We start from the raw sequence: 25,591 nt of genomic DNA on the forward strand, positions 1-25,591 counted from the left end.
GGGAGAAGTGAGGAAGCCGGCCTTGGGTCCGCGAGGCGGTCCAAAGCCGGCCGTGGCACAGCCGGAGGCGGCTGAAGTGCCGAAACGTCAGTAGTTGGCGCAGACGTTGCCGATCGTCGGGTTCAGCAGGGCGATCACGTTGACCGAGTTGCCGCACGCGTTGACGGGGATGTGGATCGGGACCTGGATCACGTTGCCCGAGAGGACGCCGGGAGAGTTGGCGGCGATGCCCTCGGCACCCGAGTCCGCGAAGGCGGGGGCAGCCATGCCCAGAGCCATGATCGCGCCGACGGCGACGGAAGTGCTCTTCCTGAGCTTCACGTGCTTTCCCTTCTCTGCGGTCATGCCCCTTTGTCGGCCGAAACCGAGCGAGCACACCTGGGCGGCTCGCATCATGACCTGCGGGCTGTAAACGAGGGACGGACCACCGAGGAAACTGCGGAACGTAAGCCCTTGGGGAATTCACTCGAATCGCCCTGCCCGGAATGGGCACGGAAGCTTCACAGCGGGTGAAACGCTCCTCTCGAATGAGAAGCGTTTCACGGAGCAGGAATGTCAACACGACAGAAACGGAATTCATATATACGACGGGAACGCGCGTCGGGGCCCGGACCGCGCCTGAACACGGCGTGCGGCCCGGGCCCCGGGCGGAGGTCAGCTGCCGAGGGTGCCGTTGCCCGACAGGACCGGGATGTTCCCGTGTCCGGCGCGCTGTTCCCCTGTGTAACGGAATTTCCATGGGCCGCACACGATTCGTCGGGGCGCGCTACCGGGCGCAGTCGCCGGCGCAGATGTCCAGTTCGTCGGCCTGCCCGATCGCGGTGGCGAGTGCCGCGACGTCCTTGTCCTCGGTCACGTTCGCCAGGGAGCGGGCCCGCGAGGCGAGCTCTCCGAGGGACGGGACACCGGGCAGGGAGCTCCAGCGGGCGTCTCCGGAGCGCAGGTCGTCGGCGAAGTAGGCGGCCACGGCGGTGACCTGGAAGGAGTACGGCGAGGTCCAGACACCCTCGCGCAGGCCGCCGGTCTCCAGGCTGCCGGACTCCTCGTGCGGGGCGCGGGAGCCGGGGTCGAGCCAGCGGACGGTCGCGGTGGCCAGATGCCCGGAGGCACCGGGGCGGGTGCGGACGGCGTAGAGGGCGGTGACCGTGTGGCCGGGGCCCACCTCGCCGCCGTCCACCCGGTCGTCGCGGAAGTCCTCGTCGGCGACCTTGCGGTCGTCGTAGCCGATCAGCCGGAACCGCTCGACCGTCTCGGGGTCGAAGGCGACCTGCGCCTTGGCGTCGCGTGCCGTGAGGTCGATGTTCTGCGGAAGCCGGTCACAGAACACGGTGAGGGCGTCGTCGCGGTCGGAGACGTACGTCGTGTGGCCGTCGCCCTTGTCGGCGAGGCGTTCCATGAGGGCGTCGCCGTAGTCGCTGCCGACACCCACGCCGAAGAGCGTGATGCCGTGTTCGCGGCGGGCCGAGGAGATCCGTTCGAGGATGTCGTCCGCGTCCGTGTCGCCGGTGTTGGCGAGGGCGTCGGAGATCAGGACGACCCGGTTGGTGGCCCCCTCGCGCAGCCCGTCGACGGCCGTCGCGTACCCGGTCCGCACGCCCGCGCCGAGATTGGTCGAGTCGGTCGGCTCCAGACTGCCGATCGCCCGGTGGACGCGGGCGCGGTGGCCGCCGAGCCGGGTCATCGGCAGCACGGTCTCGGCTTCGTCGCTGAAGGTGACCAGGGCGACCGAGTCGTCGTCGCGCAGCCGGTCCGTCATCACGTCGAGGGATTCCCTGGCCAGGTCGAGGCGGCCCGGCTCCGCCATGGAACCCGAGATGTCGATGACGAAGGTGAGGGCGGCGGGCGGGCGTTCGCGCTCGCTGTCGGCGGGCCTGGTGGCGAGCCCGACCCGGACGAGGGACCAGCGTCCGTCGTCGGTGCGGGCTCCGTCGACGGACAACGAGAAGCCGTTGCCGTCGGGCCGTTCGTAGTCCTGGCGGAAGCTGTTGACGAACTCCTCGGGGCGGACCGTCGAGGGGTCGGGGGCGCGGCCGTCCGCAAGAGTGCGGCGGGCGTAGCCGTACGACGCGGTGTCGACGTCGAGGGCGAACGTGGAGAGGTAGTCGGGCGACGGCTGGACGTCCGGGGCGTCCGACTGCTCGCCCTCGGCGTCGCGCTCGGCCGCGCCGCCGGTCGGCTGCGCGGGGCCCGGCAGCGGGAGGTTGTTGCGGCCGCCGGACTTGTCCGAGCCGTCCGAGGAGTTGCTGCCGTCGCCCGCGCCGCATCCGGTGAGCAGCAGTGCGCCCGCCAGGGGCAGGGCGAGCAGGGTGCCGGCCAGCCTTCGACGGCTCGCTCTCCGTGCGCCGTTGTGCGGGCGGCCCGCGGCGGCCGCCGTCCGTGTGTACTTCATCCCCATCTGTGCCCCCTCGGCGTACGGCCCCTGTGTGGGCCGACCTGTGTGACTGTGACGGCCGAGGGGGCCGGGACGAGCGCTCGGATGCGTTGCGGAAGGATCTCGAAGCGGCCACGACGGCGGGCCGCCGAGACCGGTAGGTGATCTTCCGGAGACCTACGACACGATGTCCTTGCGCCGGAAGCCGCGGAAGGCCAGGGCGAACAGGACGAGGGCGTAGGTCACGGAGATCGCCGCGCCCTGGATCATGCCTCCCCACTCCGGTGTCGGCTGGATGGCGTCGGCCCAGGCGAACTGCCAGTGGGCGGGCAGGAAGTCGCGCCAGTGACCCAGTGCGGTGACCGCGTCCAGGACGTTGCCCACGATGGTCAGTCCGACCGCGCCGCCGACCGCGCCGAGCGGGGCGTCCGTCTTCGTCGACAGCCAGAACGCGAGCCCGGCGGTGACCAGTTGGGACACGAAGATGTACGCGATCACCGCGAACAGCCGCTGGGCGGCGGTGCCCGCGGGGAGCGCGCCGCCGGTGGGGATCTCCAGCGGGCCCCAGCCGTAGGCGGCGGTGCCCACGGCCAGCGCGACGACCGGCAGCAGGACCATCGCCGCGAGGCTGAGCCCGAGGGCGACAGTGAGCTTGGACCACAGCAGCCGGGCTCTGGGCACGGGCGCCGCCAGCAGGTAGCGCAGGGAGGACCAGCTCGCCTCGGAGGCGATGGTGTCCCCGCAGAACAGCGCGACCGGGATCACCAGGAGGAAGCCCGCCGAGACGAACAGGTTCACCGCGGCGAAGTTGGCGCCCGAGGCCGTGGCCGTGTCCAGCAGGGTGATCCGGCCGTTCCGCGCGCCCGGCTGACCGCCGATCGCGAACGCGACGAGCAGGACGAGGGGCAGGGCCGCGAGGACCGATCCCATCACCAGGGTGCGGCGGCGCTTGAGCTGGCGGACGAGCTCGACGCGCAGCGGCAGGGTGCGGCTCGCCCGGTACCCGTCCGCGGTCTCGGTCCGCTCGAGGAGCGTGCTCATGCGGAGCCTCCGATCAGGGTGAGGAACGCGTCTTCCAGACGGCGGTGGGGTCCCACCGACGCCACCGGTACTTCGAGGCGTACGAGTTCCACTACCAGGCGTTGTGCGCTGCCGCCGGGGTCGAGGCGGACCAGCAGTCCGTCCTCGGTCGCGACGGCCGAAAGGACGCCCGGCAGTGCGCCGACCTTCTCCACGACCGGCGCGTCGACGGGTGTCCCCAAGCCGACGAGCAGGGTGTCGCCGGAGCCGATGATCTCGGACACCGGGCCGGCCTGGACGAGCCGGCCGCGGTCCATGACCACGAGGTGGGTGCAGGACTGCTCGACCTCGGCGAGGAGATGGCTGGAGACGATGACCGTGCGGCCCGCGGCGGCGTAGCGGATCATCACCTGGCGCATCTCGCGGATCTGCGGCGGGTCGAGGCCGTTGGTGGGTTCGTCCAGGATCAGCAGGTCCGGGAGGCCGAGCATGGCCTGGGCGATGGCGAGGCGCTGGCGCATGCCCTGGGAGTAGGTGCGCACCGCGCGGGCGAGGGCGTCGCCGAGTCCGGCGATCTCCAGGGCCTCTTCCAGGTGGGCGTCCTCGCGGGGACGGCCGGTGGCCTGCCAGTACAGCTCCAGGTTCTCGCGGCCGGTCAGGTGCGGGAGGAAGCCCGCGCCCTCGACGAACGCGCCGACCCGGGAGAGGACCGGCGCGCCGGGGCGGATCGCGTGCCCGAAGACGTGGATCTCGCCGTCGTCGGGCTTGATGAGGCCCATGAGCATGCGCAGGGTGGTGGTCTTGCCCGCGCCGTTCGGCCCGAGCAGGCCGAGGACCTGGCCCTTCTCCACGCGGAACGACAGGTCCCGTACGGCGTACCGGTCGGCGGACTTGGCGTAGCGCTTGCTCAGGTCGGTGATCTGGAGCGGGACTTCGGCCAGTCCGGGGTCGGGTGCCGGGGCGCTCGTACGGCGGCGGCCGGTCACCAGCAGGGCCAGGGCGGCGAGCGCGCCGGCGAGCGGCAGCCACCACACCCAGGAGGGCAGCGGCGCCGCGGCGGTCTTCACCGCGGGGGCCGTCGGCACCTGGAGGGCGCTCTTGAGGGACACGGTGTACGTCGCCGGGGCCGCCGGGGAGGCGTAGGCGAGGTCGGTCGAGGCGAGGACCAGGCGCAGCCGGTGGCCTTTCCGGACCGCGTGGTCGACTGCGGGAAGGGTCAGGGACACGTCCTTGCCGTTCCTCGCGCCCTCGACGCGGACCGGGGTGACGAGCTGGGAGGGCAGTACCTGCTGGGTGCCGCCGGGACCGACGTCGTACACCTTGCCGAAGAGGACCGCGTCGTCGGTGCTCGACTCGACGTGCACGGTGACGGTCGGCGAGCCGGTGATCCGCAGGTCGTCCCGGAAGGGAGCGGACTCGAAGCGGGCGTACTGGCCGGGGAAGTCGAGGGAGACCCCGAGGCCGAGGGTGGAGAGCTGGGCGAGGCTGCCGGAGCCGCCGAGCCCCGGCAGGGCCGAGATGGCGGGCGGACTGGCGCCCGCCGGGTTCTGGAAGCGCTGCTCACGGCCGGTCAGCTCGATCGTGCGGCGGCCGCTGTCCAGTCCGGGGTAGGTGTCCGAGCTCGCGCCGCGCAGCAGGGCGGCGCCGTCGGTGGAGTCGACGCCTCCGGTGCGGGTGACGCGGAAGGCGGTGCCGGTGCCGGCGCCCTTGTCGTCCTTCAGGTAGCGGTCGAACCAGGAGACGACGCGGGAGGTGACGCGGTCCGTCTCCATCTCGCCGCCGTCGTGTCCGCCCGCGATCCAGTCGACGTCGACGGGAGCGCCGTTGGCCTTGACCGCCCTGGCCATCGCGTCGGCCTGGCCGAGCGTGAAGAGGGAGTCGGACTGGCCCTGGGTGATGAGGGTGGGGACCTTGATGCGGTCGCCGACGGCCGAGGGGCTGCGCTCCTGGAGCAGCTTCGTCGCCGCCGCGTCCGGCTTCCCGGACTCCGCGACCCGGTCGTACATCGCGCACAGCTCGGGCTGGAAGCGGGCGCAGCCACCGCCGGAGTTGATGAAGATGCCCGCCCAGAGCTTCTTGAACACGCCGTTCGGGAACAGGGCGTCCGCGAGGTTCCAGTACGTGATCGACGGGGCGATGGCGTCCACGCGCCGGTCGTTCGCGGCGGCCAGCAGGGAGATCGCCCCGCCGTACGAGGCTCCCGCCACGCCCACGCGCGGGTCGCCGTTGCCGTCGAGCCGGACCTCGGGGCGCCGGGCGAGCCAGTCGACGAGCCGGGAGACGTCGGCGACCTCGGCCTCGGGGTCGTTCAGCCCGATCTTTCCGGTGGACCTGCCGAAGCCGCGCGCCGACCAGGTCAGGACCGCGTATCCGTCGCGGGCGAGTTTCTCCGCCTCGGGGCGTACGTCCGCCTTGCTGCCGCCGAAGCCGTGCGCGAGGAGAACGGCGGGGCGGCGGGGCGAGGACGGTCCCGCGGTGAAGTACGAGGTGTCGATCCGTACTCCTCCGTCCATGGCCATGACGCGGTCGGAGCGGTGGACGGCGGGCGTGCCGTCGGAGGCGACGGCCGTCCAGGTGCCCGCGCCGGCGAGCACCACGAGGGCAGCGGCCGCGGCCGCCCATCGCCCGCGGGCTCGGGCCGCCGTGCGGCCGGAGGGGTGTCCCCGGCGCGGCCCGCGCGGCCGGGGCAGTCGAAGATCCATGGCTCAACGGTACGGGCGCGCGCCCGCGCCAGGGACAGCCGCCGGGTTGAACCGGCTCCCCTCCCGGGGAAGTACGGCGGGGGCCGCGTGTACCGCGTCCGTGGTACGAACGGGCCATGGAGCTGCGCCGCGCCGCCACCGTCCTGGAACTGACCGCCGCCGAGTACCTCTTCGACTCCCCCGTGCGTCCCGAGTGGGCCCGGCGGTTCCTTCGGGCGCAGGGCCATCATCTGTTCCTGGCCTACGAGGGCGAGGTGCCGGTCGGCTTCGTCAGCGGGGTCGAGACGGTCCATCCGGACAAGGGCACCGAGATGTTCCTGTACGAGCTGGCGGTGGCGGAGCCGTTCCGGCGGCGTGGCGTCGGCCGTGCGCTGGTCCGTGAACTCGCCGCCCTGGCCCGGGAACGCGGCTGCTACGGCATGTGGGTGGGCGTGGACGCCGGGAACGACGTCGCCCTCGCCACGTACCGCAGCGCGGGTGGCAAGGACGACGGGATGTGCACGGTGGTGACGTGGGAGTTCGGCTGAGGTTCCCGCGGGGCGCCGGGGCCCGGCTCGGGGGAGCCGGGCGGGCGGACCGTCGCGGTCACGCCTGCGCGTCCTCCGGGATCGACACCAGCCAGCGGGTGTCGCGGCGCGGGCGCAGGTAGAAGGCCCAGTACAGGGTGGCGACGGCGGTGATGCCGCCGGTCCACAGCAGGTACTGCGTCTCCTGCTGGGTGAGGACGTAGGCGAGGACGACGATCAGCAGGACCGGCATCGCGGGCCACAGCGGCATCCGCCAGGCGGGGGTGTGGCGGTGGTGGCCGCGCCGGGCGAGCAGGGCGGCGACCGCGACGAGCAGGTACATGGCGGTCACCGACACGCCCGTGACGCCGTACAGGGTGTCGAGGTTGACGAAGCAGAGGGCGGCGCCGGGGACGCCCACCATCAGGGTGGCGACCCAGGGGGAGCCGAACCGGCCGAGCCTGGACAGGCCGTTGTTGACCGGCTCGGGCCACGCCTTGTCGCGGGCCGAGGCGAACAGGACACGCGAGTTCTGGATGACCATGACGATGCCCGCGTTGATGATCGCGAGGGCGACACAGAGGCTGACGAACGTGCCGACGGCCGAGTTGGACCAGGCGGTGACCATGCTGCTGATGTCGCCGCCGGTGAGCTCCTTGAGGTCGGAGGCGCCCATGGTGATGGCGACGACCGGGACCAGGATGACGACCGTGGAGATGGCGAGAGTCGCCAGCACCGTGCGGGCGACGTTGCGGCGCGGGTTCTCCAGCTCCTCGGAGAGGTAGACGGCGGTCGAGAAGCCCTGGGTGGCGAAGAGGGCGATGGCGAGCCCGGAGATGACGAGCATGGCCGTCACGGCGTCGGTGTGTCCGCCGGTCCCGGCGACCTGCATGGAGGTCAGGCTGCCGAGGCCTCGGTGGCTGTGCGTGAAGCCCAGCAGGGCCACCACACCGGCGGCGACGACCTCGAGGACCAGGAAGATGCCGGTGATCCAGGCGTTGGCGCGCAGGTCGAGCAGTCCGGCGAGGGTGGCCAGCAGCATCACGCCGGCGCCGGTCATCGCCGGGTCGAGGTGCACCAGCGGGGCGAGGTAGTCGGCGGTGCCGATGGCGATCACCGGCGGGACGATCATGACGACGAGCAGGGACATCACGAAGACGAGCCAGCCCGCGAGCCGTCCGGCCATCGTGGAGACCATGGCGTACTCGCCGCCGGCGCTGGGGATGAGGGTGCCCAGCTCCGAGTAGCAGAACGCCACGGCGACGCAGAGGAGCGAGCCGATCGCGATCGTGAGGGCGGTCGCGGTGCCGAGCGAGCCGAAGAGGTCGGGGATGACCACGAACAGCGTCGAGGCCGGGGTCACGCAGGACAGCGTCAGCAGGGTGCCGCCGACGACGCCTATGGAACGCTTGAGTGTCTTCGGGTTCCCGGTCTCCGTGGGGGCTGCGTCCAGGACGGCGGTCTCTGCGGGGCGGAGCGTGTCGGTCATCAAGCGGTTCCGATCGACTCGTGCGTCAGGTGGTTCGGGCGGGAGCGATATCGCCTCCGGCGGCTCGCGTCGTACTTCGTTCCCGTCCGCTCCCGCGCCGATGGAACCTTGACGGAAACCGTTGCGTCAATGGCCGTTCACCTACGGAATCCGCAGGAGCGAAGCGGCGCGCGTCACATCACATTCTCAGGCGACAGCACCCTCATGCTGCAATCGTCAAAGCTTTTCGAAAGATGACCTTGCTTTCGAAGGTCAAACAAACAAGTCACCTACATCACCCGGTTCATCCGCATGAACGGGAATCGTTGCGAGGCCGTCAAAAAAACGTCAAGCCGTCCGCATAGCGGACGGCTTGACGAGGTGGGTCGGGAGGTGGTCCGGCGGGACCTCAGTGGTTGCGGGGGAAGCCCAGGTCGACGCCCGCCGGCGCCTCCGACGGGTCCGGCCAGCGGGTGGTGACGACCTTGCCGCGGGTGTAGAAGTGCGTGCCGTCGTTGCCGTAGATGTGGTGGTCCCCGAAGAGGGAGTCCTTCCAGCCGCCGAAGGAGTGATAGCCCACCGGCACCGGGATCGGCACGTTCACGCCGACCATGCCCGCCTCGATCTCCAGCTGGAAGCGGCGGGCGGCGCCGCCGTCCCGGGTGAAGATCGCGGTGCCGTTGCCGAAGGGGGACGCGTTGATCAGCGCCACGCCCTCGTCGTAGGTGTCCACGCGCAGCACGCACAGCACCGGGCCGAAGATCTCGTCCTTGTACGCGTCCGCCGTCACCGGAACGCGGTCCAGGAGCGAGAGGCCGATCCAGTGGCCGTCCTCGTACCCGTCGACCGTGTAGCCCGTGCCGTCGAGGACGACCTCCGAGCCCTGGCCGGCGGCACCCTTCACGTACGACGCCACCTTGTCGCGGTGGACGGCCGTGATGAGCGGGCCCATCTCCGACGTCGGGTCGTTGCCGGGGCCGATCTTGATCTTCTCGGCGCGCTCGCGGATCTTGGCCACCAGCTCGTCGCCGATGGAGCCGACCGCCACGACCGCGGAGATCGCCATGCAGCGCTCGCCGGCCGAGCCGTACGCGGCGGAGACGGCGGCGTCGGCGGCCGCGTCCAGGTCGGCGTCCGGCAGGACCAGCATGTGGTTCTTGGCACCGCCGAGAGCCTGGACCCGCTTGTGGTTCGCGGCGGCGGTGGTGTGGATGTAGCGGGCGATCGGCGTCGAGCCGACGAAAGACACCGCCTTGACGTCCGGGTGCTCCAGGAGGCGGTCGACGGCCACCTTGTCACCGTGCACGACGTTGAAGACACCGTCGGGCAGACCGGCCTCGGCCAGCAGCTCGGCGAGCTTCATGGCGGCCGACGGGTCCTTCTCCGAGGGCTTGAGGACGAAGGTGTTGCCGCACGCGATGGCGAGCGGGAACATCCACATCGGCACCATGGCCGGGAAGTTGAACGGCGTGATGCCCGCGACGACGCCGAGCGGCTGGCGGATCGACGCCACATCGACCTTGGAGGCCACCTCGGTCGACAGCTCGCCCTTCAGCTGCACGGTGATCCCGCAGGCCAGGTCGACGATCTCCAGACCGCGCGCGACCTCGCCGAGCGCGTCCGAGTGCACCTTGCCGTGCTCGGCGGTGATCAGCTCGGCGATCGCGTCCCGGTTGGCGTCGAGCAGCGCGCGGAACTTGAACAGGATCGTGGAACGCTTGGCCAGCGAGGACTGTCCCCAGGTCACGTAGGCGTCCTTCGCGGCGGCGACCGCGGCGTCGACCTCCTCGACGCTCGCGAACGCGACCTTCGTGGTCACGGCGCCGGTCGCCGGGTCGGTGACCGGCCCGTACGTACCCGACGCACCCTCGACGGTCTTGCCGGCGATCCAGTGGTCGACGGTCTTCGTCATGGCCATGCACTCCTTCACAGATGGCGGCGTCGGGCGGCGACGTGCCGGTCGTACTCCTCACGGGCCTTGACCGCCGACGGTCGGGTCGCGGTCTCGGCCACAGGTACATCCCACCAGGCCTGGGCCGGGGGCGCGCCCGACACTGTGTCTGCCGTTTCGGTCTCCACGTAGACACAAGTGGGAGTGTCCGCCTCGCGCGCCTCGGCCAGGGCCGCCCGCAGGTCACGCACGGTCCCCGCGCGCAGGACCCGCATCCCCAGACTGGCCGCGTTGGCCGCGAGATCCACCGGCAGCGGCGCCCCCGTGTACGTACGGTCCGCGGCCAGGGCGCGGTACGCCGTGCCCAGACGCTCGCCGCCCACGGACTCCGAGAGCCCGCCGATCGAGGCGTACCCGTGGTTCTGGAGGATGACCACCTTGATCGCGACACCCTCCTGGACCGCGGTGACGATCTCGGTCGGCATCATCAGATACGTGCCGTCGCCGACCAGCGCCCACACCGGCCGGTCCGGGGCAGCCATCCGCACCCCGATCGCGGCCGGGATCTCGTAGCCCATGCACGAATAGCCGTACTCGACGTGGTACTGGTCCCGCGACCGCGCCCGCCACAGTTTGTGCAGGTCGCCGGGGAGCGAGCCGGCCGCGTTGATCAGGATGTCGTCCTCGGTGACCAGCTCGTCGAGGACGCCGAGGACCTGCGGCTGGGTGGGCCGGATGTCGATGTCCTCGGCCTCGTAGGCCGCGTCGACGCGGTACTCCCAGCGCTCCTTGTCGTCCGTGTACTCGGTGACGTACGCGGGCTCCGCGCGGTGGCGGTGCGGCCCCAGCGCCTCGGTGAGCGCTTCCAGACCGGCGCGTGCGTCGGCGATCAGCGGGGAGCCGGCGAGCTTGTGACCGTCGTACGGAGCGATGTTGAGGTTGAGGAAGCGGACGCCCGAGGCCGTGAACAGCGTGCCCGAGGCGGTGGTGAAGTCGGTGTAGCGGGTGCCGACCCCGATCACCAGGTCGGCGGTGCGGGCGAGCTCGTCGGCGGTCGCCGTGCCGGTGTGCCCGATGCCGCCGACGTCCTGGGGGTGGTCCCAGCGCAGCGAGCCCTTGCCCGCCTGGGTGGAGGCGACGGGAATGCCGGTGGCCGAGGCGAACGCGGCGAGCGCCTCCTCGGCGCGGCTGTGGTGGACGCCGCCGCCCGCGACGATCAGCGGACGCCGGGCGCCGCGGACCGCCTCGACGGCCCGGGCCAGCTCCACGGCGTCGGGCGCCTGGCGCCGTACGGTCCAGGTCCGCTCGGCGAAGAACTCCTCGGGCCAGTCGTACGCCTCCGCCTGCACGTCCTGGGGCAGTGCGAGCGTGACGGCACCGGTGTCGACGGGGTCGGTGAGCACGCGCATCGCCTGGAGGGCCGCCGGGATCAGGGCCTCGGGGCGGGTGATCCGGTCGAAGTACTTCGACACCGGGCGCAGACAGTCGTTGACCGAGACGTCCCCGGCGAAGGGGACCTCCAGCTGCTGGAGCACCGGGTCGGCGGGGCGGGCCGCGAAGACGTCGCCGGGCAGGAGCAGCACCGGCAGGTGGTTGACGGTGGCGAGCGCGGCGCCGGTGACGAGGTTCGTGGCGCCGGGCCCGATGGAGGTGGTCACGGCGTGCGCCGACAGCCGGCCGCACTGACGGGCGTAGCCGACGGCCGCGTGCACCATCGCCTGTTCGTTGCGTCCCTGGTGGTACGGCATCACGGGGGGTGCGGAGGGTGTCCCCCCGCCGGGCACCGTGGCGTACTCGACGAGCGCCTGGCCGATCCCGGCGACGTTCCCGTGGCCGAAGATGCCCCAGGTGGCGCCGATCAGCCGGCGGCGCGCGCCGTCCCGTTCGGTGTACTGCGCGGCCAGGAACCGCACCAGCGCCTGCGCGACCGTCAGCCTCGTCGTCGAGGTCATCGGTATCCCCCTGTGCTCTTCGCGTGTCCCGGGTGGAAGCGGATCCGCCACTCCCTGTCCCCGCCGGGCCCCGCCATGACGTTCAGGTAGTACATGGCGTGACCGGGCTGGGCGATGGACGGGCCGTGCCATCCGTCGGGGACGAGGACGGCATCGCCGGTGCGGACCTCGGCGAGGACGTCCGAACCGCCCTCACGGGAGGGAAATACGCGCTGATAGCCGAAACCGTCCGGTCCGTCGATCTCGAAGTAGTAGATCTCCTCCAGCAGGGACTCGACGCCGGGCAGGTGTTCGTCGTGCTTGTGCGGCGGATACGAGGACCAGTTGCCGCCGGGGGTGATCACCTCCACGGCGATGAGCCGGTCGCACGCGAAGACGTCCGCGGCGGCGAAGTTGCGCACCTGGCGGGCGCAGTTGCCGCTGCCGCGGTCTTCGACGGGAACCTCCGGCGCGGGGCCGTAGCGGGCGGGGAGTCGGCGCTCGCACTTCGCTCCTGCCAGGGCGAAGCGGCCTCCCGCACCGGAGGCGATCTGGGCCCGGGCCTCACGGGGAACGTACGCGAAGTCGGAGACTCCGTCGAACACGCTCCGCCTGCCCAGGAGTTGGAACTCCTTATCGTCCATACCGTCTTTGGCGCGCACCGTGCAGCCGCCGTCGAGCGGGAGCACGATCCACTCGCTGTCCCCGGTGGTGAACGTATGGGTGCCGCCGGGTGCCAGCTCCACGATCCGCAGGCTGCTGTGGGTCCAGCCGGCCCGTTCGGGGTCGATGTCGAGGGCGTAGTGGGCGTCGGCGGCGGTGCCCGCGGGCACGTACAGCTCGTTGCTCGGACGACTCATGCGACCCTCACAGAAGTCCTACGGCGGTGTCCACGGCCGCGGCGACATCGCCGTCCGCGGGATACAGCAGCGAACGGCCCACCACCAGGCCCTGCACGGTGGGAAGTTGGAGCGCCCCGCGCCATTTCTCGTACGCGCCCTCCTGGTCCTCGCCGACATCGCCGCCGAGCAGGACGGCGGGCAGCGTGGAGGTCTCCATGACCCTGGCCATGTCGTCGGGGTTCTCGGTGACGGGGACCTTCAGCCAGGTGTACGCCGAACTGCCGCCCAGGCCGCCGGCGATGGCGATGGACTTGGTGACGGCCTCGGCGCTCAGATCGTTGCGCAGGGAACCGTCGTCCCGGCGACGGCAGAGGAACGGTTCGACGAAGACCGGAAGCCGCCGTTCGGCCATGTCGTCGATCACGCGGGCGGCGGACTCCAGGGTGCGCAGCGACCCGGGATCGTCGTAGTCGACACGCAGCAGCAGTTTGCCGGCGTCGAAACCGAACCGTTCGATGTCCCTCGGGCGGTGGCCGGTGAACCGGTCGTCCAGCTCGAAGGCGGAGCCCGCGAGTCCGCCCCGGTTCATCGAGCCGATGGCCACCTTGCCGTCGAGCACGCCGAGCAGCAGCAGGTCGTCCAGTATGTCGGCGGTGGCGAGCACCCCGTCGACCCCGGGGCGCGCGAGCGCGACGCACAGGCGCTCCAGCAGACCGGCGCGCCCCGCCATGGCCAGCTTCCGGTCGCCGACGGCCAGCATGCCGCGTGCCGGATGGTCCGCGGCGACGATCATCAGCCGTCCGGAGCCGTCGACCAGCGGCCGCCGGACCCGCCGGGCGGCGGCCTCCGCGATGGCCTCGGGCCGGCGGGCGCGGGTCCGGGCGAGGGCGGAGACGTCGACGCGCACGGACGCGGGCCCGTCGCCGCCCTGTTCGGGGCGGGCTCCCCCGACGTGGCCGGCCCTCACCGCACCGCTCCGGCGGCGAGGGCCTGTTCGATCTCGCGCGGGGTGGGCATCGCGGAGGAGCACTCCAGCCGGGAGGCGACGATGGCGCCCGCCGCGTTCGCGTGGCGCACGGTCTTCTCCAGGTCCCAGCCGGCGAGCAGCCCGTGGCAGAGGGAGCCGCCGAACGCGTCGCCGGCACCGAGGCCGTTGAGGACCTCGACCGGGAGGGGCGGGACCTCGGCGGTGGTGCCGTCGCGATGGACCGCGAGGACGCCCTTCGGGCCCTGTTTCACCACGGCGAGTTCGACGCCGGCCGCCAGGAGCGCGGCGGCCGCCGCGTGCGGCTCGCGTTCTCCGGTGGCGACCTCGACCTCGTCGACGTTGCCGACGGCGACGGTGGCGTGGCGCAGGGCCTCGGCGTAGAAGGGGCGCGCGGAGGAGGCCGGGTCGTCCTGGGCCCGGTTCTCCGGGGCCCGGTTCTCCAGGGCCCGGTTCTCCAGGGCCCGGTTCTCCTGGGCTGCGACTGTCCGGGCCGTGTCTGTCCGGGCGGTGTTTGCCGAGGCCGCGCCGTTCCAAAACATGGGGCGCCAGTCGAGGTCGAAGACCGTCGTGCCGGAGCGGGCCCGGTGGGCCAGGGCGGCGAGGGTGGCCGTGCGGCTGGGCTCCGCGCTCAGGCCCGTGCCCGTCATCCAGAAGACACGGGCGTCGCGCACGGCGTCGAGGTCGAGCTCGTCGACACGGATCTCCAGGTCGGGGGCCTTGGGCTCGCGGTAGAAGTACAGCGGGAAGTCGTCCGGCGGGAAGATCTCGCAGAAGGTGACCGGAGTCGGCAGTCCCGGGACCGCGGTGACCCAGCGGTCGTCGACACCGAAGTCGCGCAGCGCCTCGCGCAGATAGGTTCCGAAGGGATCAGCACCCGTTCGGGTGACGACGGCCGTACGCCGTCCGAGCCGCGCGGCCGCCACCGCGACATTGGTCGCCGAGCCGCCGAGGAACTTGCCGAAGGAGGTCACCCGGGACAGCGGGACACCCGTCTGCAACGGGTAGAGGTCCACACCGATCCGCCCCATGGTGATCAGCTCGTACGCCATCGAGTTCCCTTCTCCGCGGTCCCTGCGGCTGCCCCCAGGTCTAGTCCCGCGAGGGGACCCTGTCAACGTTTTGTCCAGACATTCGGACCAGGGCTTGACACCTCCCGGGAGCCGCCGGAAGCTGACGCCCATGACGTCGTTGCCGCCGCAGTCATCGCCGCAGCCACCCCCCGGACCCTCACCGAGGTCGTCACCGCGGTCGTCACCTCCTTCCTCACTGTCGCGCATCCGGATCGGTTCGGCTCCCGACTCCTGGGGCGTCTGGTTCCCCGACGACCCCGGGCAGGTCCCCTGGCGGCGCTTCCTCGACGAGGTCTCAGGATCCGGCTACGAGTGGATCGAGCTCGGCCCGTACGGCTATCTGCCCACCGATCCGGACGTCCTGCGGGAGGAGACCGCCCGGCGCGGGCTCAGCGTCTCGGCGGGCACCGTCTTCACCGGGCTGCACCGGGGTCCCGACGTGTGGGAGTCCACCTGGGCGCACGTCTCGGACATCGCCGCGCTCGCCCAGGCGATGGGCGCCGGGCATCTCGTGGTCATCCCGGCCTTCTGGCGGGACGACAAGACCGGCGCGGTGCTGGAGGACAGCGTGCTGACGCCGGCCCAGTGGCGCGATCTGACCGCCCAGACCGAGCGGCTCGCCCATGAGGTGCGCGAGCGCTACGGGCTGCGTGTCGTCGTCCATCCGCACGCCGACACCCACATCGACAGCGAGGAGAACGTCACCCGTTTCCTCGATGCGACCGACTCCTCGCTGGTGTCGCTCTGTCTGGACACGGGCCACTACGCCTACTGCGGCGGCGACAGCGTCAAGCTCATCGAGACGTACGGCGAACGCGTCGGCTACCTCCACCTCAAGCAGGTGGACCCGCAGGTGCTGGCCGGGGTGCGGGCCGAGGAGCTGCCCTTCGGGCCCGCCGTCGCCCGCGGCGTGATGTGCGAACCGCCCTCCGGCGTACCGGCGCTGGAACCCGTCCTCGCCGCCGCGCAGGACCTCGGCGTCGAGCTCTTCGCGATCGTCGAGCAGGACATGTACCCGTGCCCGCCGGACAAGCCGCTCCCCATCGCCCGGCGCACCCGGGCGTTCCTGCGGTCCTGCGGGGCCTGACGTCCGCCTCCCGGGGCACCCGGGCCGGCGGGTGCCCGGGGCCGGCGGGCCATCGGGGCCGGCGGGCCATCGGTGTCACCCGTCCGCCCCGCCGGGCGGCGGCCGAAAAGCCCCGTCGCCCCCGCCCCGCTCCGCCCGCTCAACCCCCTCCACCTTCTCCGTCCCCATCGCCCTCTCCAGCCCGTTACCGCCAATGCGTCACTCGTGTCACAAAGAACACCCCTGTGTCACACATGTCGCGTTTACGCGGGTCTTGGGTCACATCCGGTCGACAGTCACAGCCCGGCGCTCACGCTGCGTCGTTCACCGGGCACACGCTTTGTGATCACCAGCGCAGCGCCCGGCTCCCCCGACGACCGTCCCAGGCCGCCGCCGCGGCGCGCGCGGGGAGGTGCCACTCATGACCGACCGCACGCTCTGGTCGTACAAGGAGATCGCCGCGCACATCAAGGTGCAGCCGGACACCGTCCGGTCCTACCGCAAGCACGGGCTGCTGCCGCCGCCCGACCACGTCGAAACCGGAAAGCCCTACTGGTACGCCGACACCGTCCGTGCCTGGGTCGCCGCCCGCCCGGGAAACCGGGGCCGCAGCGACAGGTGACCCTGCGCGCGGGTTCCCGGGCGTCGGGCACCTCTCCTGGCGGCGCCTCACCTCCGGGTGGGGTGCCGCCCCGAATTCGATTGCCGTCGTGCCGGCCGCCCGTCGATGATCCACCGATGAGCTTCTCCGAGAAACCCGTCCTCAGCGGCGAGAAGACCCTGCTCCGACCGTTCACGCCCGACGACGTCCCCGTGATGACCGAGATCCTCGCCGACCCCGAGGTCCTGCGGCTCACCGGCAGCCCCGACGAGGAGCTGGCGCCGGAGCGGCTGCGCTCCTGGTACGGGACGCGCAACGACCAGCCGGACCGGCTGGACCTCGGCGTGGTGGACCGCGCCACCGGTGAACTGGTCGGCGAGGCCGTCCTCCACGAGTGGGACCGGCACAACCACAACTGCGTGTTCCGCATCCTCATCGGGCCGCACGGCCGGGACCGGGGGCTCGGCACCGAGGCCACCCGGCTCATCGTCGGACACGCCTTCGAGCAACTGGCCCTGCACCGCGTCTCGCTGTACGTCTTCGCCTTCAACCACCGCGCCCGCCGCGCCTACGAGAAGGCCGGCTTCGTGGCCGAGGGGATCGAACGCCAGACGCTGCTCCAGGGCGGCGAGTGGATCGACGCCGTACGGATGTCGGTCCTGGCCCACGAGTGGGCCGCCCACCGGGGACACCCCACCGGCCCGACGGCGGTCAGCTCCACGGCTCGATGACCGTCACCCCCGATCCCGGTGCCGAGCCCATCGCCGCCAGTGCCGCCGGTGCCGCGTCCAGGGTGATGGTGGACGTCACCAGGAGGTCGGGCCGGAGGGTCCCGGCGCGGACCGACTCCAGCAGCGGCGGGTAGGCGTGGGCCGCCATCCCGTGGCTGCCGAGGAGTTCGAGTTCGAGGGCGATCACCCGGGCCATCGGGACCGGGGTGACACCGGTCGGTGAGGGCAGCAGGCCGACCTGGACATGCCGGCCGCGGCGGCGCAGGCCCTCGACCGAGGCCGCGCAGGTGCCGGGCGATCCGAGGGCGTCCAGCGACACATGCGCGCCACCGCCGGTCAGTTCACGGACCGCCCGCGCCGGGTCGGCCACGGCGGAGGCGTCCACGCACTCCTCCGCCCCGAACCGCCGCGCCAGACCGAGCGCCGCCGAGGACACGTCGACGGCCACGACCCGCGCCCCGGAGGCCGCCGCGATCATCACCGCCGAAAGGCCCACGCCACCGCAGCCGTACACCGCGACCCACTCCCCCGGGGCCGTCCTCCCCTGCGCGACCACCGCCCGGAACGCCGTGGCGAACCGGCATCCCAGCGAGGCCGCCGTCGCGAAGGACAGCTCCGGCGGCAGCGGGATCAGGTTCACCTCCGCGTGGTCGAGCGCCACGTACTGGGCGAAGGAGCCCCAGTGCGTGAACCCCGGCTGGGTCTGGCGCTCGCACACCTGCTGGTCGCCCGCCGCGCAGGCGGGGCAGCTTCCGCAGGCGCAGACGAACGGGACGGTGACCCGGTCGCCGGGGCGGTGGCCGCTCACCCCGGCGCCCACCGCCTCGATCACCCCGGCCAGTTCATGGCCCGGCACGTGCGGCAGTGTGATGTCCGGGTCGTGGCCCATCCAGCCGTGCCAGTCGCTGCGGCACAGTCCCGTGGCCTCGACCCGCACCACCACGCCGTGCTCCGCGGGCGCCGGGTCCGCCACCTCCCGGACCTCGGCCGGCTCCCCGTACCGCTCGAACACCACTGCCCGCATCCGCTCCCGCCCTCCACTCGGAGATCAGCTCCCGCGGAAACGCTATCCGCGTGCCTCGGCCCTGTCCCGGCCGGACTCCGCCGACTCTTCCGGCACCGCGTCCGGGGCCGGCCCGGCCTTGGACACCGCGTCCGCGACCGGCTCGGCGGCCGGGGCCGGCTCCGGTGTCTCCGCCTCGCTGAGGCCGAACCGGTCGTGAAAGCGCCGCAGGGGTCCGGGCGCCCACCAGGTGGCCGTGCCCGTCAGACGCATGACCGCCGGGACCAGCAGGCTCCGCACGACCATCGCGTCCATCAGGACGGCCAGCGCGACGCCCAGTCCGAGCATCTTGGTGTTGGCCACCCGGGAGGTGCCGATGGCGGCCATCACCACCGCGAGGATGACCGCCGCCGCGGTGATGAGTCCTCCGGTGCGCTGGAGTCCGAAGCGGACCGCCTCCCGGTGGTCGCCGGTGTGGTCGTACTCCTCCTTGATGCGGGAGAGGAGGAAGACGCCGTAGTCCATGGAGAGACCGAAGGCCACGCAGAACATCAGGACCGGGAGGGTCGTCTCGATCGACCCGGAACTGGTGAAGTCGAGGAGGCCGGAGAGATGGCCGTCCTGGAAGACCCAGACCACCGCGCCGAACATCGCGGTCAGACTCAGCGCGTTGAGCAGGACCGCCTGGACCGGGATCAGCACGCTGCCCGTCAGCAGGAACACCAGGAGCAGGGTGACGATCGCGATGAAGGCGGCCGCCCACGGGAGCCGGTCGGCTATCGCGTGCTTGGAGTCGACCAGAACGGCCGCGGTGCCGGTCACGGAGGTGTCGAAGGGAGCTTCGGCCGCCCGGAGTTCGCCCACCAGCCGCTGGGCCCCCTCGTCCACGGCCTCGCCCTTGGGCAGCACCGAGAAGTAGGCGGCGTCGCCCTTGACCAGTGGGCCGTCCACACGCAGCACCTCGGGCAGCGCGGCGATCCGTTCCCGGTACCGGGCGTACTCCGTCTGCGTGGCGCTCCCCTCGGCCAGGACCTCCAGAGCGCCGCCGGGGCTGCCCGGGAAGCCGTCGCGGATGTGCTGCTGGACGATGTGCGACTCCGCGCCCGAAGGCAGCTGGCGGTCGTCGGCCGTGCCGAACTTCACTCCCAGGAAGGGCAGTCCGAGCACGATGAGGCCGGCCGTGGTGGCCACCGCGAAGAGCGGTGCCCTGCGCATGACGAGGGCGGCCATGCGGCCCCACGCCGCCCCACTGCCGGCCGGGTCCTGCCTTCCGCGCCGGAACAGACGCCGCAGGTCCAGGGAGTTCACCCGGTCGCCGAGGAGCATGAGCGCGGCGGGGAGCAGGATCAGGGCGGCGGCCGCGGCGAGCAGCACGACGGCGATGCCCGCGTAGGCGAAGGAGCGCAGGAAGTACTGCGGGAAGACCAGCATCGCGGCCAGCGACACGGCGACCGTGAGGGAGGAGAAGAGAACGGTCCGGCCCGCGGTGCGCAGGGTGACACCGACCGCGGCGCGCGGCGGGGCACCGGTGGCCAGCTCCTCGCGGAATCTGCGGACGATGAACAGGGCGTAGTCGATGGCGAGGCCGAGACCGAGGGCCGTCGTCAGGTTCATCGCGAAGACCGAGACGTCCGTGACCTCGGTGAGTCCGCGCAGCACGGCGTTGGTGCCGAGGATCGCGATGATCCCGACCCCGAGCGGGAGCAGGGCCGCGACGGCGCTGCCGAAGACCATGACCAGCAGCAGGAGGGTCACCGGGAGGGCGATCATCTCGGCCCGGGTGAGGTCCTCCTTGATGGTCGTCTGCATCTCGTGCCGTACGGCGACCGGTCCGCCGACCTCGACCTCGACGGGCCCGCTCTTTCCTCGGTAGGAGGGTGCGAGGCGGTCCAGGGTGTGGGCCGCGGCCGTCTCGTCGCCGGTGATCCGGGCGGCGATCAGCGCTTCGTGGCCGTCGCGCGCCTTGAGCGCGGGTGAACCGGACTGCCAGTACGAACCGACGCCGGTGACGCCGTGCTCGGCGGCCAGACGTGCCGCGATCCGCTTCGCCTCCGCCGCGACCGAGGGGTCGTCGACCGAGCCCGCGCCCGCGTCGATGAGGAGCAGCAGATTGGGCTGCGAGGCCGGGAACTCCCGTTCCAGCGCCTCGGTCGCGTACGTGGACTGCGCGGTGGGGTCCTCCCAGCCGCCGCTGCCCATCCGGTCCGCGACCCCGCTGCCGGCGACCACGGCGAGCGCGGTCAGCAGGAGGGCGACGAGCAGCGAGAGCCGTGGCCGCGCGGTGACGAACCGGGTCCAGCCGCCGAGGCGCGCACCCCCGCCCGTACCGCCGCCCGCGTCCGTGGCGCCGCCTGTACCCGTACCCGTTCCCCCGCCCCCGCCGTGGCCCGGGTCCTTGCCGGGCCTCTTCGCGGGCCCGTCGTCCGCGCCGTCGACTTCGGACATGATGCGGTGTCCCCTTCACCGTGACCCGATGACCCGCATCCGTGCAGGCATCATGGATCGCCCATTGCCATAGACTGGCAAACACGAGTCGTCGCTCGCGTTTTTCAAGAATGCGAGTGACCGCTCGTGTTTGTCAATCGTGTCCCGAGAAGCTGGGGATGACCCGTGCCCGAGAATCAGCAGACCGAGGAGTCCCCGGAGCACCCGCAGCCGGCCGAGGAGAAGCCACGCCGCCGCCAGGCCCGCGGCGAGCGCCGCGTCGCCCAGCTCCTGGAAGCGGCGGCCTCGGTGTTCTGCCGGTCCGGCTACACCGCGGCGAGCACCAACGCCATCGCCCGCGAGGCCGGCGTCTCACCCGGCACGCTCTACCAGTTCTTCCCGAACAAGGAGGCCATCGCCGTCGGCCTCAGCGACCAGCTCCTCGACCACTGGGCCCGGTCGCACGGACAGGCGCTCGCCCAGGAGAACCTCGGTCTCCCGCTGGAGCGGATGCTCGACGCGGTCCTGGACCCGCTGATCGCGTTCAACGTCGAGAACCCGGCCTTCGCCGTCCTGATGCACGGCGCCGACACCCCGGGGGTGATCGTCGAGGAGATCGGCACCCTGCACGGCACCCTCCTCGCCCGTGTCGAGGAGATGATCGCGGCCCGCCTGCCGGACATGCCCTCCGACGAGCGCACCCGCACGGCGAACATGACGGTCCACCTGTTCAAGGCCGGCCTCACCCTGGTGATGTCCCACGAGGGCGCCGAACGGGACGCCTACATCGGGGAGCTGAAGACGGTCATGCACCGCTATCTGGAGCCGCTGCTCGCAAGCGGGTCACCCGCCGGACACTGAGCCGCGCGGGACGGGGCCGACACCAGTGCTCCGGCCTGCGACATCAGGGACATGTGTCATAAGGTTCGGACAAATCGAATCAGTGATCCGCGGCATCGATCCGTCCACACGCCCCCGCGTCCCGCACCAGGGGGCCCCGACGCGCCGGAACACGGGCCCCGTCCGGGCCCGCGGGCCGCCCCCGAGGGACAGAGGGATGGCCGTGACCCAGAATCAGCCACCGGGCACACCCCGGGCCCGCATCCCCGGACCGCGGCAGCCCCCGACGCCGTACCCCCGGATCCCCGCCGGCCTCTGGAAGCGCTGCCTGGGCATCTGCCCGGCCCCCTGGACGCCGACCGCGGTCGTCACGTACGCCACGGGCGGACGTCACGCCGCTGCCGACCCTGATCCTGCTCGGCGGCTTCCTCGTGCCCGCCCCCTTCGCGCTCCGGGCGTACGAACGGCACGGCCGCGACCTGGCCACGCGTGTGGTCCTCGGCCGCTTCCTGGCCGGCGGCGCCCCGGGCGTGCTCGGCGCCTCGGTGACGGAGTACCAGCTCACCCGCCCTTCGCTGTGGATGTACGTGGGCACCGGACTCGCCGAGGAGGCCGTGAAGCCCGGCGCGCCGATGTTCCTGGTCCGCCGGCACACCCGGATCCGCGGACCACGGGCCGGTCCGGTGCCCGGCGCGACGCCCGGGTTCGGCTTCGCGGCCCTGGAGAGCGCGGGCCACGCCTTCGACGCGGCCGTGTCCCTGCAGGGCGTCGGCCTGCGCACGCTCCTGGAGACCGAGATCCTGCGCGAGGCGCTCACCCCGTTCGGACACGGCCCGTGGGCCGCGGTCACCGGCGCGGCCCTGCCGGCGCGGCCCTGCCGGCGCGGCGCCGCCCCGACGGGCGCTTCCGCCTCACCGCCCGACCGCCGGCGCCTGCCTCGGCGCCTCCCTGCTGCACGCACCGTGGGACTCCACGCACGGGATCGCGCTGTGGCCGGTGGCCCGGCTCACCCGCGCCGGACTCGACGGAACGCGCTTCGCCCCGGGCGGGCTGCCGCGGCCCACCGGCGGACAGGACCACCTCCTCACCCCGCTTTCGGTGGGCGGCCTGTTCCTCGTCGCGATCGTGAGGCCGGTCCGGGCGCGCTCGCCGGCGCACCGCGACGCCGCTTGGAGAAATACCCCCTAGGGGTATAGTGTGGTGAACATCGAGGGGAACCCTGGGTTCCCAGGGATCCCTCCCGTACGCGCACGCCCCAGAACGCCTCGATGAGGAGTAACGCCATGACCGCCCAGACCGGCACCCCGGGTTCCGTCACCACCGTCTACCAGGTGAGCGGCATGAGCTGCGGACACTGCGAAGGCTCCGTCAGCGGCGAGATCTCCGCGATCCCCGGCGTGAGCTCGGTGAAGGCCGTCGCCTCGACCGGCGAGGTCACCGTCGCCTCGGCGGCCGCGCTCGACGAGAACGCCGTCCGCGCCGCGGTCGACGAGGCGGGCTTCGAGCTCGTCGGCCAGGCCTGAGCGATCCCGCAGCTCTTCATCTCCGTACCGGGCCGTGCCGACCGGCTGATACCGGCTCCGCGCGGCCCGGCCCCTTCCTGGAGCCGCACCATGACCACCGCAGCACCCGAGACGCCGATAGGCACGGCCTCGGAGATCGAGCTCTCCATCGGCGGGATGACCTGCGCCTCCTGCGCCGCCCGCGTCGAGAAGAAGCTCAACCGCATGGACGGCGTCACCGCCACGGTCAACTTCGCGACGGAGAAGGCCAAGGTCTCCTACCCCGAGGGGGTACGGGTCGCCGATCTGATCGCCACCGTGGTCAAGACGGGGTACACCGCCGAGGAGCCCCCGCCGCCCGCGCCGCCCGAGCAGGAGGCGCCTCCCGCCGACGACGATCCCGAGACGGCCTCCCTGCGCGAGCGGCTGACCGTCTCCGCGGTGCTCGCCCTGCCCGTCGTCCTCATGTCGATGATCCCGGCCCTCCAGTTCGAGAACTGGCAGTGGCTCTCACTGACGCTCGCCGCGCCCGTGGTGGTCTGGGGCGGACTGCCCTTCCACCGGGCCGCCGTGACGAACGCGCGGCACGGCGCGGCCACCATGGACACCCTGGTGTCGGTCGGCACCCTCGCCGCGTTCGGCTGGTCCCTGTGGGCGCTCTTCTTCGGCGACGCGGGGATGCCGGGCATGCGGCACGGCTTCGAGTTCACCGTCTCCCGTACGGACGGCGCCTCCACGCTCTACCTCGAGGTCGCCGCGGGCGTCATCGCGTTCATCCTGCTCGGCCGTTTCCTGGAGGCCCGCTCCAAGCGGCGCGCCGGAGCGGCGCTGCGGGCGCTCCTGGAGCTCGGCGCCAAGGACGTCAGCGTCCTGCGGGACGGCCGTGAGGTCCGCGTCCCCGTGGCGCGGCTGGCGGTCGGCGACCGCTTCGTCGTCCGGCCCGGCGAGAAGATCGCCACCGACGGGACCGTCGTCGAGGGCACGTCGGCCGTGGACGCCTCCATGCTGACCGGGGAGTCGGTGCCGGTGGACGTGGGCGTCGGGGACGCCGTCACCGGTGCGACCGTGAACGCCGGGGGCCGGCTCGTCGTCGAGGCGGGCCGGATCGGCGCGGACACCCAGCTCGCCCGGATGGCCCGGCTCGTCGAGGACGCGCAGAACGGCAAGGCCGAGGTGCAGCGTCTCGCCGACCGGATCTCCGGGGTCTTCGTGCCCGTCGTCCTGCTCATCGCGCTCGGCACCTTCGCGGCCTGGATCGCGGTCACCGGCGACACGGTCGCGGCCTTCACCGCCGCCGTCGCGGTGCTGATCATCGCCTGCCCGTGCGCGCTCGGCCTGGCCACCCCGACCGCCCTGATGGTCGGCACCGGCCGCGGCGCCCAGCTGGGCATCCTCATCAAGGGGCCCGAGGTCCTGGAGTCCACGCGCCGCGTCGACACCGTCCTGCTGGACAAGACCGGCACGGTGACGACGGGCCGCATGAGCCTGCACGAGGTGTACGTCGCCGGGGGGCGGGCCGAGGAAGACGTCCTGCGGCTCGCTGGAGCCCTGGAACACGCCTCGGAGCATCCGGTTGCCCGAGCGATCGCGACAGGCGCTCAGGAGCGCGTCGGTGACCTTCCGGCGCCTGAGCACTTCGAGAACGTGCCGGGGCGAGGCGTGCGCGGGCGGGTGGACGGCCACGACGTCACCGTCGGCCGGTTCCCGGGCACGCTGCCGGCAACGCTTGCGGACGCGAAGAACGCGGCCGAGGCGGCGGGCCGTACGGCCGTCGTGGTCACCCTGGACGGCACGGCGGCGGGCGTCCTGGCTGTCGCCGACACGGTCAAGGAGACCAGCGCCGAGGCCGTACGCGAACTGCGGGACCTCGGTCTCACGCCGATGCTGCTGACCGGGGACAACCGGGCCGTCGCCGAGGCCGTGGCACGGGAGGTCGGCATCGCCCCGGCCGACGTGTTCGCCGAAGTGCTGCCCGAGGACAAGGTCGCCGTGGTCCAGCGACTGCGGGGTGAGGGGCGGACGGTCGCGATGGTCGGCGACGGGGTGAACGACGCGGCGGCGCTCGCCACCGCCGATCTGGGCCTCGCGATGGGCACCGGGACGGACGCGGCGATCGAGGCGAGCGACCTGACGCTCGTGCGCGGGGATCTGCGGGTGGCCGCGGACGCGATCCGGCTGGCCCGCGCCACGCTGTCGACGATCAAGGGAAATCTGGTCTGGGCCTTCGGCTACAACGTGGCGGCGCTTCCGCTGGCCGCCGCCGGCCTGCTGAACCCCATGATCGCGGGAGCGGCGATGGCCTTCTCCTCGGTCTTCGTGGTCACGAACAGCCTTCGACTGCGTGCATTCGCGTGACGACAGACCACGAGTCCCCCTAGAGTCCAACGAGAGCCTCACATAAGCTCTTCACAAGGCTCGCGCATCTTCCTTACGATTGGTCCTCGATTCCCGTATCGGGGCTCTTGCGTATCTTCAGGACATATGCAAGAGATCCAGATCACAGTGATGTGAACGTAACCACCGAAGGGGTTCGTCGGTCTAAGTTGGCGATGTCAGAAGCGTCTTGGGGGGCGTGACTGGCATCTGGGGATGTCTTGGGGGACGTTCCCGGAAATTACGTCGCCGGGGCACGTAC

Annotated in this window: 20 protein-coding genes; 8 read left to right on the forward strand and 12 right to left on the reverse strand. The window is 72.1% G+C overall.

Annotated elements, in window-relative coordinates; translation table 11 throughout:
- Positions 1–87: 87 nt before the first annotated feature.
- The 4 genes from OG410_RS15955 to OG410_RS15970 form a co-directional block, all read right to left on the reverse strand.
- Positions 88–345 carry a chaplin gene (locus tag OG410_RS15955; RefSeq protein ID WP_329299766.1) on the reverse strand — a complete coding sequence of 86 codons (258 nt, stop codon included), beginning with the start codon at positions 343–345 and terminating at the stop codon, positions 88–90.
- A 421-nt stretch (positions 346–766) separates the two neighbouring features.
- Positions 767–2,395, reverse strand: a complete 1,629-nt coding sequence (locus tag OG410_RS15960; RefSeq protein ID WP_443063760.1) for a YfbK domain-containing protein — start codon at positions 2,393–2,395, stop codon at positions 767–769.
- A gap of 153 nt (positions 2,396–2,548) precedes the next feature.
- Positions 2,549–3,412, reverse strand: a complete 864-nt coding sequence (locus OG410_RS15965; RefSeq protein ID WP_329299768.1) for an ABC transporter permease — start codon at positions 3,410–3,412, stop codon at positions 2,549–2,551.
- The gene (locus tag OG410_RS15970) at positions 3,409–6,093 is read right to left on the reverse strand and encodes an alpha/beta fold hydrolase (protein WP_329299770.1); all 2,685 of its coding nucleotides are present in this window, start codon (positions 6,091–6,093) and stop codon (positions 3,409–3,411) included. The genes OG410_RS15965 and OG410_RS15970 overlap by 4 nt, the downstream gene beginning before the upstream one ends.
- A 116-nt stretch (positions 6,094–6,209) precedes the next feature.
- Here OG410_RS15970 and OG410_RS15975 point away from each other — a divergent pair, with 116 nt between their 5' ends.
- On the forward strand, positions 6,210–6,620 hold the full coding sequence (locus OG410_RS15975) for a GNAT family N-acetyltransferase (protein WP_329299771.1): 411 nt from the start codon (positions 6,210–6,212) through the stop codon (positions 6,618–6,620).
- A 58-nt stretch (positions 6,621–6,678) separates the two neighbouring features.
- Here OG410_RS15975 and OG410_RS15980 read toward each other — a convergent pair whose 3' ends face one another.
- The 6 genes from OG410_RS15980 to iolC form a co-directional block, all read right to left on the reverse strand.
- Entirely contained in the window at positions 6,679–8,088 is a 1,410-nt protein-coding gene (locus OG410_RS15980; RefSeq protein WP_329299772.1) for an APC family permease, read from the reverse strand.
- 388 nt (positions 8,089–8,476) lie between these two features.
- The gene (gene mmsA, locus OG410_RS15985) at positions 8,477–9,979 is read right to left on the reverse strand and encodes a CoA-acylating methylmalonate-semialdehyde dehydrogenase (RefSeq protein ID WP_329299773.1); all 1,503 of its coding nucleotides are present in this window, start codon (positions 9,977–9,979) and stop codon (positions 8,477–8,479) included.
- 14 nt (positions 9,980–9,993) lie between these two features.
- On the reverse strand, positions 9,994–11,910 hold the full coding sequence (iolD, locus tag OG410_RS15990; RefSeq protein ID WP_329299774.1) for a 3D-(3,5/4)-trihydroxycyclohexane-1,2-dione acylhydrolase (decyclizing): 1,917 nt from the start codon (positions 11,908–11,910) through the stop codon (positions 9,994–9,996).
- Positions 11,907–12,749, reverse strand: a complete 843-nt coding sequence (iolB, locus tag OG410_RS15995; RefSeq protein ID WP_329299775.1) for a 5-deoxy-glucuronate isomerase — start codon at positions 12,747–12,749, stop codon at positions 11,907–11,909. The genes iolD and iolB overlap by 4 nt, the downstream gene beginning before the upstream one ends.
- 7 nt (positions 12,750–12,756) lie before the next feature.
- Entirely contained in the window at positions 12,757–13,638 is an 882-nt protein-coding gene (locus OG410_RS16000) for a Cgl0159 family (beta/alpha)8-fold protein (protein WP_329304138.1), read from the reverse strand.
- A gap of 56 nt (positions 13,639–13,694) precedes the next feature.
- The gene (gene iolC / locus OG410_RS16005) at positions 13,695–14,768 is read right to left on the reverse strand and encodes a 5-dehydro-2-deoxygluconokinase (RefSeq protein ID WP_329299776.1); all 1,074 of its coding nucleotides are present in this window, start codon (positions 14,766–14,768) and stop codon (positions 13,695–13,697) included.
- A 130-nt stretch (positions 14,769–14,898) separates the two neighbouring features.
- On the opposite strand from iolC, the gene OG410_RS16010 reads away from it, so the two are divergent.
- The 3 genes from OG410_RS16010 to OG410_RS16020 all read left to right on the forward strand — a co-directional run bounded on the left by OG410_RS16010 (position 14,899) and on the right by OG410_RS16020 (position 17,187).
- On the forward strand, positions 14,899–15,876 hold the full coding sequence (locus OG410_RS16010; RefSeq protein WP_329299777.1) for a sugar phosphate isomerase/epimerase family protein: 978 nt from the start codon (positions 14,899–14,901) through the stop codon (positions 15,874–15,876).
- Positions 15,877–16,276: 400 nt separating this feature from the next.
- Positions 16,277–16,477: a helix-turn-helix transcriptional regulator gene (locus OG410_RS16015; protein ID WP_329299778.1), complete on the forward strand. Its 201-nt coding sequence runs from the start codon at positions 16,277–16,279 to the stop codon at positions 16,475–16,477.
- Between the two features lie 116 nt (positions 16,478–16,593).
- Positions 16,594–17,187, forward strand: coding sequence for a GNAT family N-acetyltransferase (locus tag OG410_RS16020; RefSeq protein WP_329299779.1), 594 nt, complete (start codon positions 16,594–16,596; stop codon positions 17,185–17,187).
- Here the strand turns inward: OG410_RS16020 and OG410_RS16025 are convergent.
- Positions 17,168–18,211, reverse strand: a complete 1,044-nt coding sequence (locus tag OG410_RS16025) for a zinc-dependent alcohol dehydrogenase family protein (protein ID WP_329299780.1) — start codon at positions 18,209–18,211, stop codon at positions 17,168–17,170. The two genes, OG410_RS16020 and OG410_RS16025, sit on opposite strands and share 20 nt — an antisense overlap.
- Positions 18,212–18,253: 42 nt before the next feature.
- Positions 18,254–20,635, reverse strand: coding sequence for an MMPL family transporter (locus OG410_RS16030; protein WP_329299781.1), 2,382 nt, complete (start codon positions 20,633–20,635; stop codon positions 18,254–18,256).
- Positions 20,636–20,800: 165 nt separating this feature from the next.
- Here OG410_RS16030 and OG410_RS16035 point away from each other — a divergent pair, with 165 nt between their 5' ends.
- The 4 genes from OG410_RS16035 (at position 20,801) to OG410_RS16050 (ending at position 25,311) form a co-directional block, all read left to right on the forward strand.
- Complete coding sequence (locus OG410_RS16035; protein WP_329299782.1) at positions 20,801–21,475, forward strand: TetR family transcriptional regulator; 675 nt, start codon at positions 20,801–20,803, stop codon at positions 21,473–21,475.
- A 410-nt stretch (positions 21,476–21,885) separates the two neighbouring features.
- The gene (locus OG410_RS16040) at positions 21,886–22,650 is read left to right on the forward strand and encodes a PrsW family glutamic-type intramembrane protease (protein ID WP_329299783.1); all 765 of its coding nucleotides are present in this window, start codon (positions 21,886–21,888) and stop codon (positions 22,648–22,650) included.
- An 87-nt stretch (positions 22,651–22,737) separates the two neighbouring features.
- Positions 22,738–22,977, forward strand: a complete 240-nt coding sequence (locus OG410_RS16045; protein WP_329299784.1) for a heavy-metal-associated domain-containing protein — start codon at positions 22,738–22,740, stop codon at positions 22,975–22,977.
- A 90-nt stretch (positions 22,978–23,067) separates the two neighbouring features.
- The gene (locus tag OG410_RS16050) at positions 23,068–25,311 is read left to right on the forward strand and encodes a heavy metal translocating P-type ATPase (protein WP_329299785.1); all 2,244 of its coding nucleotides are present in this window, start codon (positions 23,068–23,070) and stop codon (positions 25,309–25,311) included.
- Positions 25,312–25,591: the final 280 nt, after the last annotated feature.

The organism is Streptomyces sp. NBC_00659, from assembly GCF_036226925.1.
Classification (GTDB): Bacteria; Actinomycetota; Actinomycetes; order Streptomycetales; family Streptomycetaceae; genus Streptomyces.

Excerpts from the sequence above, each read along its gene's own strand:
- OG410_RS15955 (WP_329299766.1), bottom strand. The coding sequence starts at position 345 with ATGACCGCAGAGAAGGGAAAGCACGTGAAGCTCAGGAAGAGCACTTCC.
- OG410_RS16010 (WP_329299777.1), top strand. The coding sequence starts at position 14,899 with ATGACGTCGTTGCCGCCGCAGTCATCGCCGCAGCCACCCCCCGGACCC.
- iolB (WP_329299775.1), bottom strand. The coding sequence starts at position 12,749 with ATGAGTCGTCCGAGCAACGAGCTGTACGTGCCCGCGGGCACCGCCGCC.
- OG410_RS16015 (WP_329299778.1), top strand. The coding sequence starts at position 16,277 with ATGACCGACCGCACGCTCTGGTCGTACAAGGAGATCGCCGCGCACATC.
- OG410_RS15960 (WP_443063760.1), bottom strand. The coding sequence starts at position 2,395 with ATGGGGATGAAGTACACACGGACGGCGGCCGCCGCGGGCCGCCCGCAC.
- OG410_RS15980 (WP_329299772.1), bottom strand. The coding sequence starts at position 8,088 with ATGACCGACACGCTCCGCCCCGCAGAGACCGCCGTCCTGGACGCAGCC.
- OG410_RS15965 (WP_329299768.1), bottom strand. The coding sequence starts at position 3,412 with ATGAGCACGCTCCTCGAGCGGACCGAGACCGCGGACGGGTACCGGGCG.
- OG410_RS16050 (WP_329299785.1), top strand. The coding sequence starts at position 23,068 with ATGACCACCGCAGCACCCGAGACGCCGATAGGCACGGCCTCGGAGATC.
- iolC (WP_329299776.1), bottom strand. The coding sequence starts at position 14,768 with ATGGCGTACGAGCTGATCACCATGGGGCGGATCGGTGTGGACCTCTAC.
- OG410_RS16025 (WP_329299780.1), bottom strand. The coding sequence starts at position 18,211 with ATGCGGGCAGTGGTGTTCGAGCGGTACGGGGAGCCGGCCGAGGTCCGG.
- OG410_RS16045 (WP_329299784.1), top strand. The coding sequence starts at position 22,738 with ATGACCGCCCAGACCGGCACCCCGGGTTCCGTCACCACCGTCTACCAG.
- OG410_RS15975 (WP_329299771.1), top strand. The coding sequence starts at position 6,210 with ATGGAGCTGCGCCGCGCCGCCACCGTCCTGGAACTGACCGCCGCCGAG.
- OG410_RS16030 (WP_329299781.1), bottom strand. The coding sequence starts at position 20,635 with ATGTCCGAAGTCGACGGCGCGGACGACGGGCCCGCGAAGAGGCCCGGC.
- mmsA (WP_329299773.1), bottom strand. The coding sequence starts at position 9,979 with ATGACGAAGACCGTCGACCACTGGATCGCCGGCAAGACCGTCGAGGGT.
- OG410_RS15970 (WP_329299770.1), bottom strand. The coding sequence starts at position 6,093 with ATGGATCTTCGACTGCCCCGGCCGCGCGGGCCGCGCCGGGGACACCCC.
- OG410_RS16020 (WP_329299779.1), top strand. The coding sequence starts at position 16,594 with ATGAGCTTCTCCGAGAAACCCGTCCTCAGCGGCGAGAAGACCCTGCTC.
- iolD (WP_329299774.1), bottom strand. The coding sequence starts at position 11,910 with ATGACCTCGACGACGAGGCTGACGGTCGCGCAGGCGCTGGTGCGGTTC.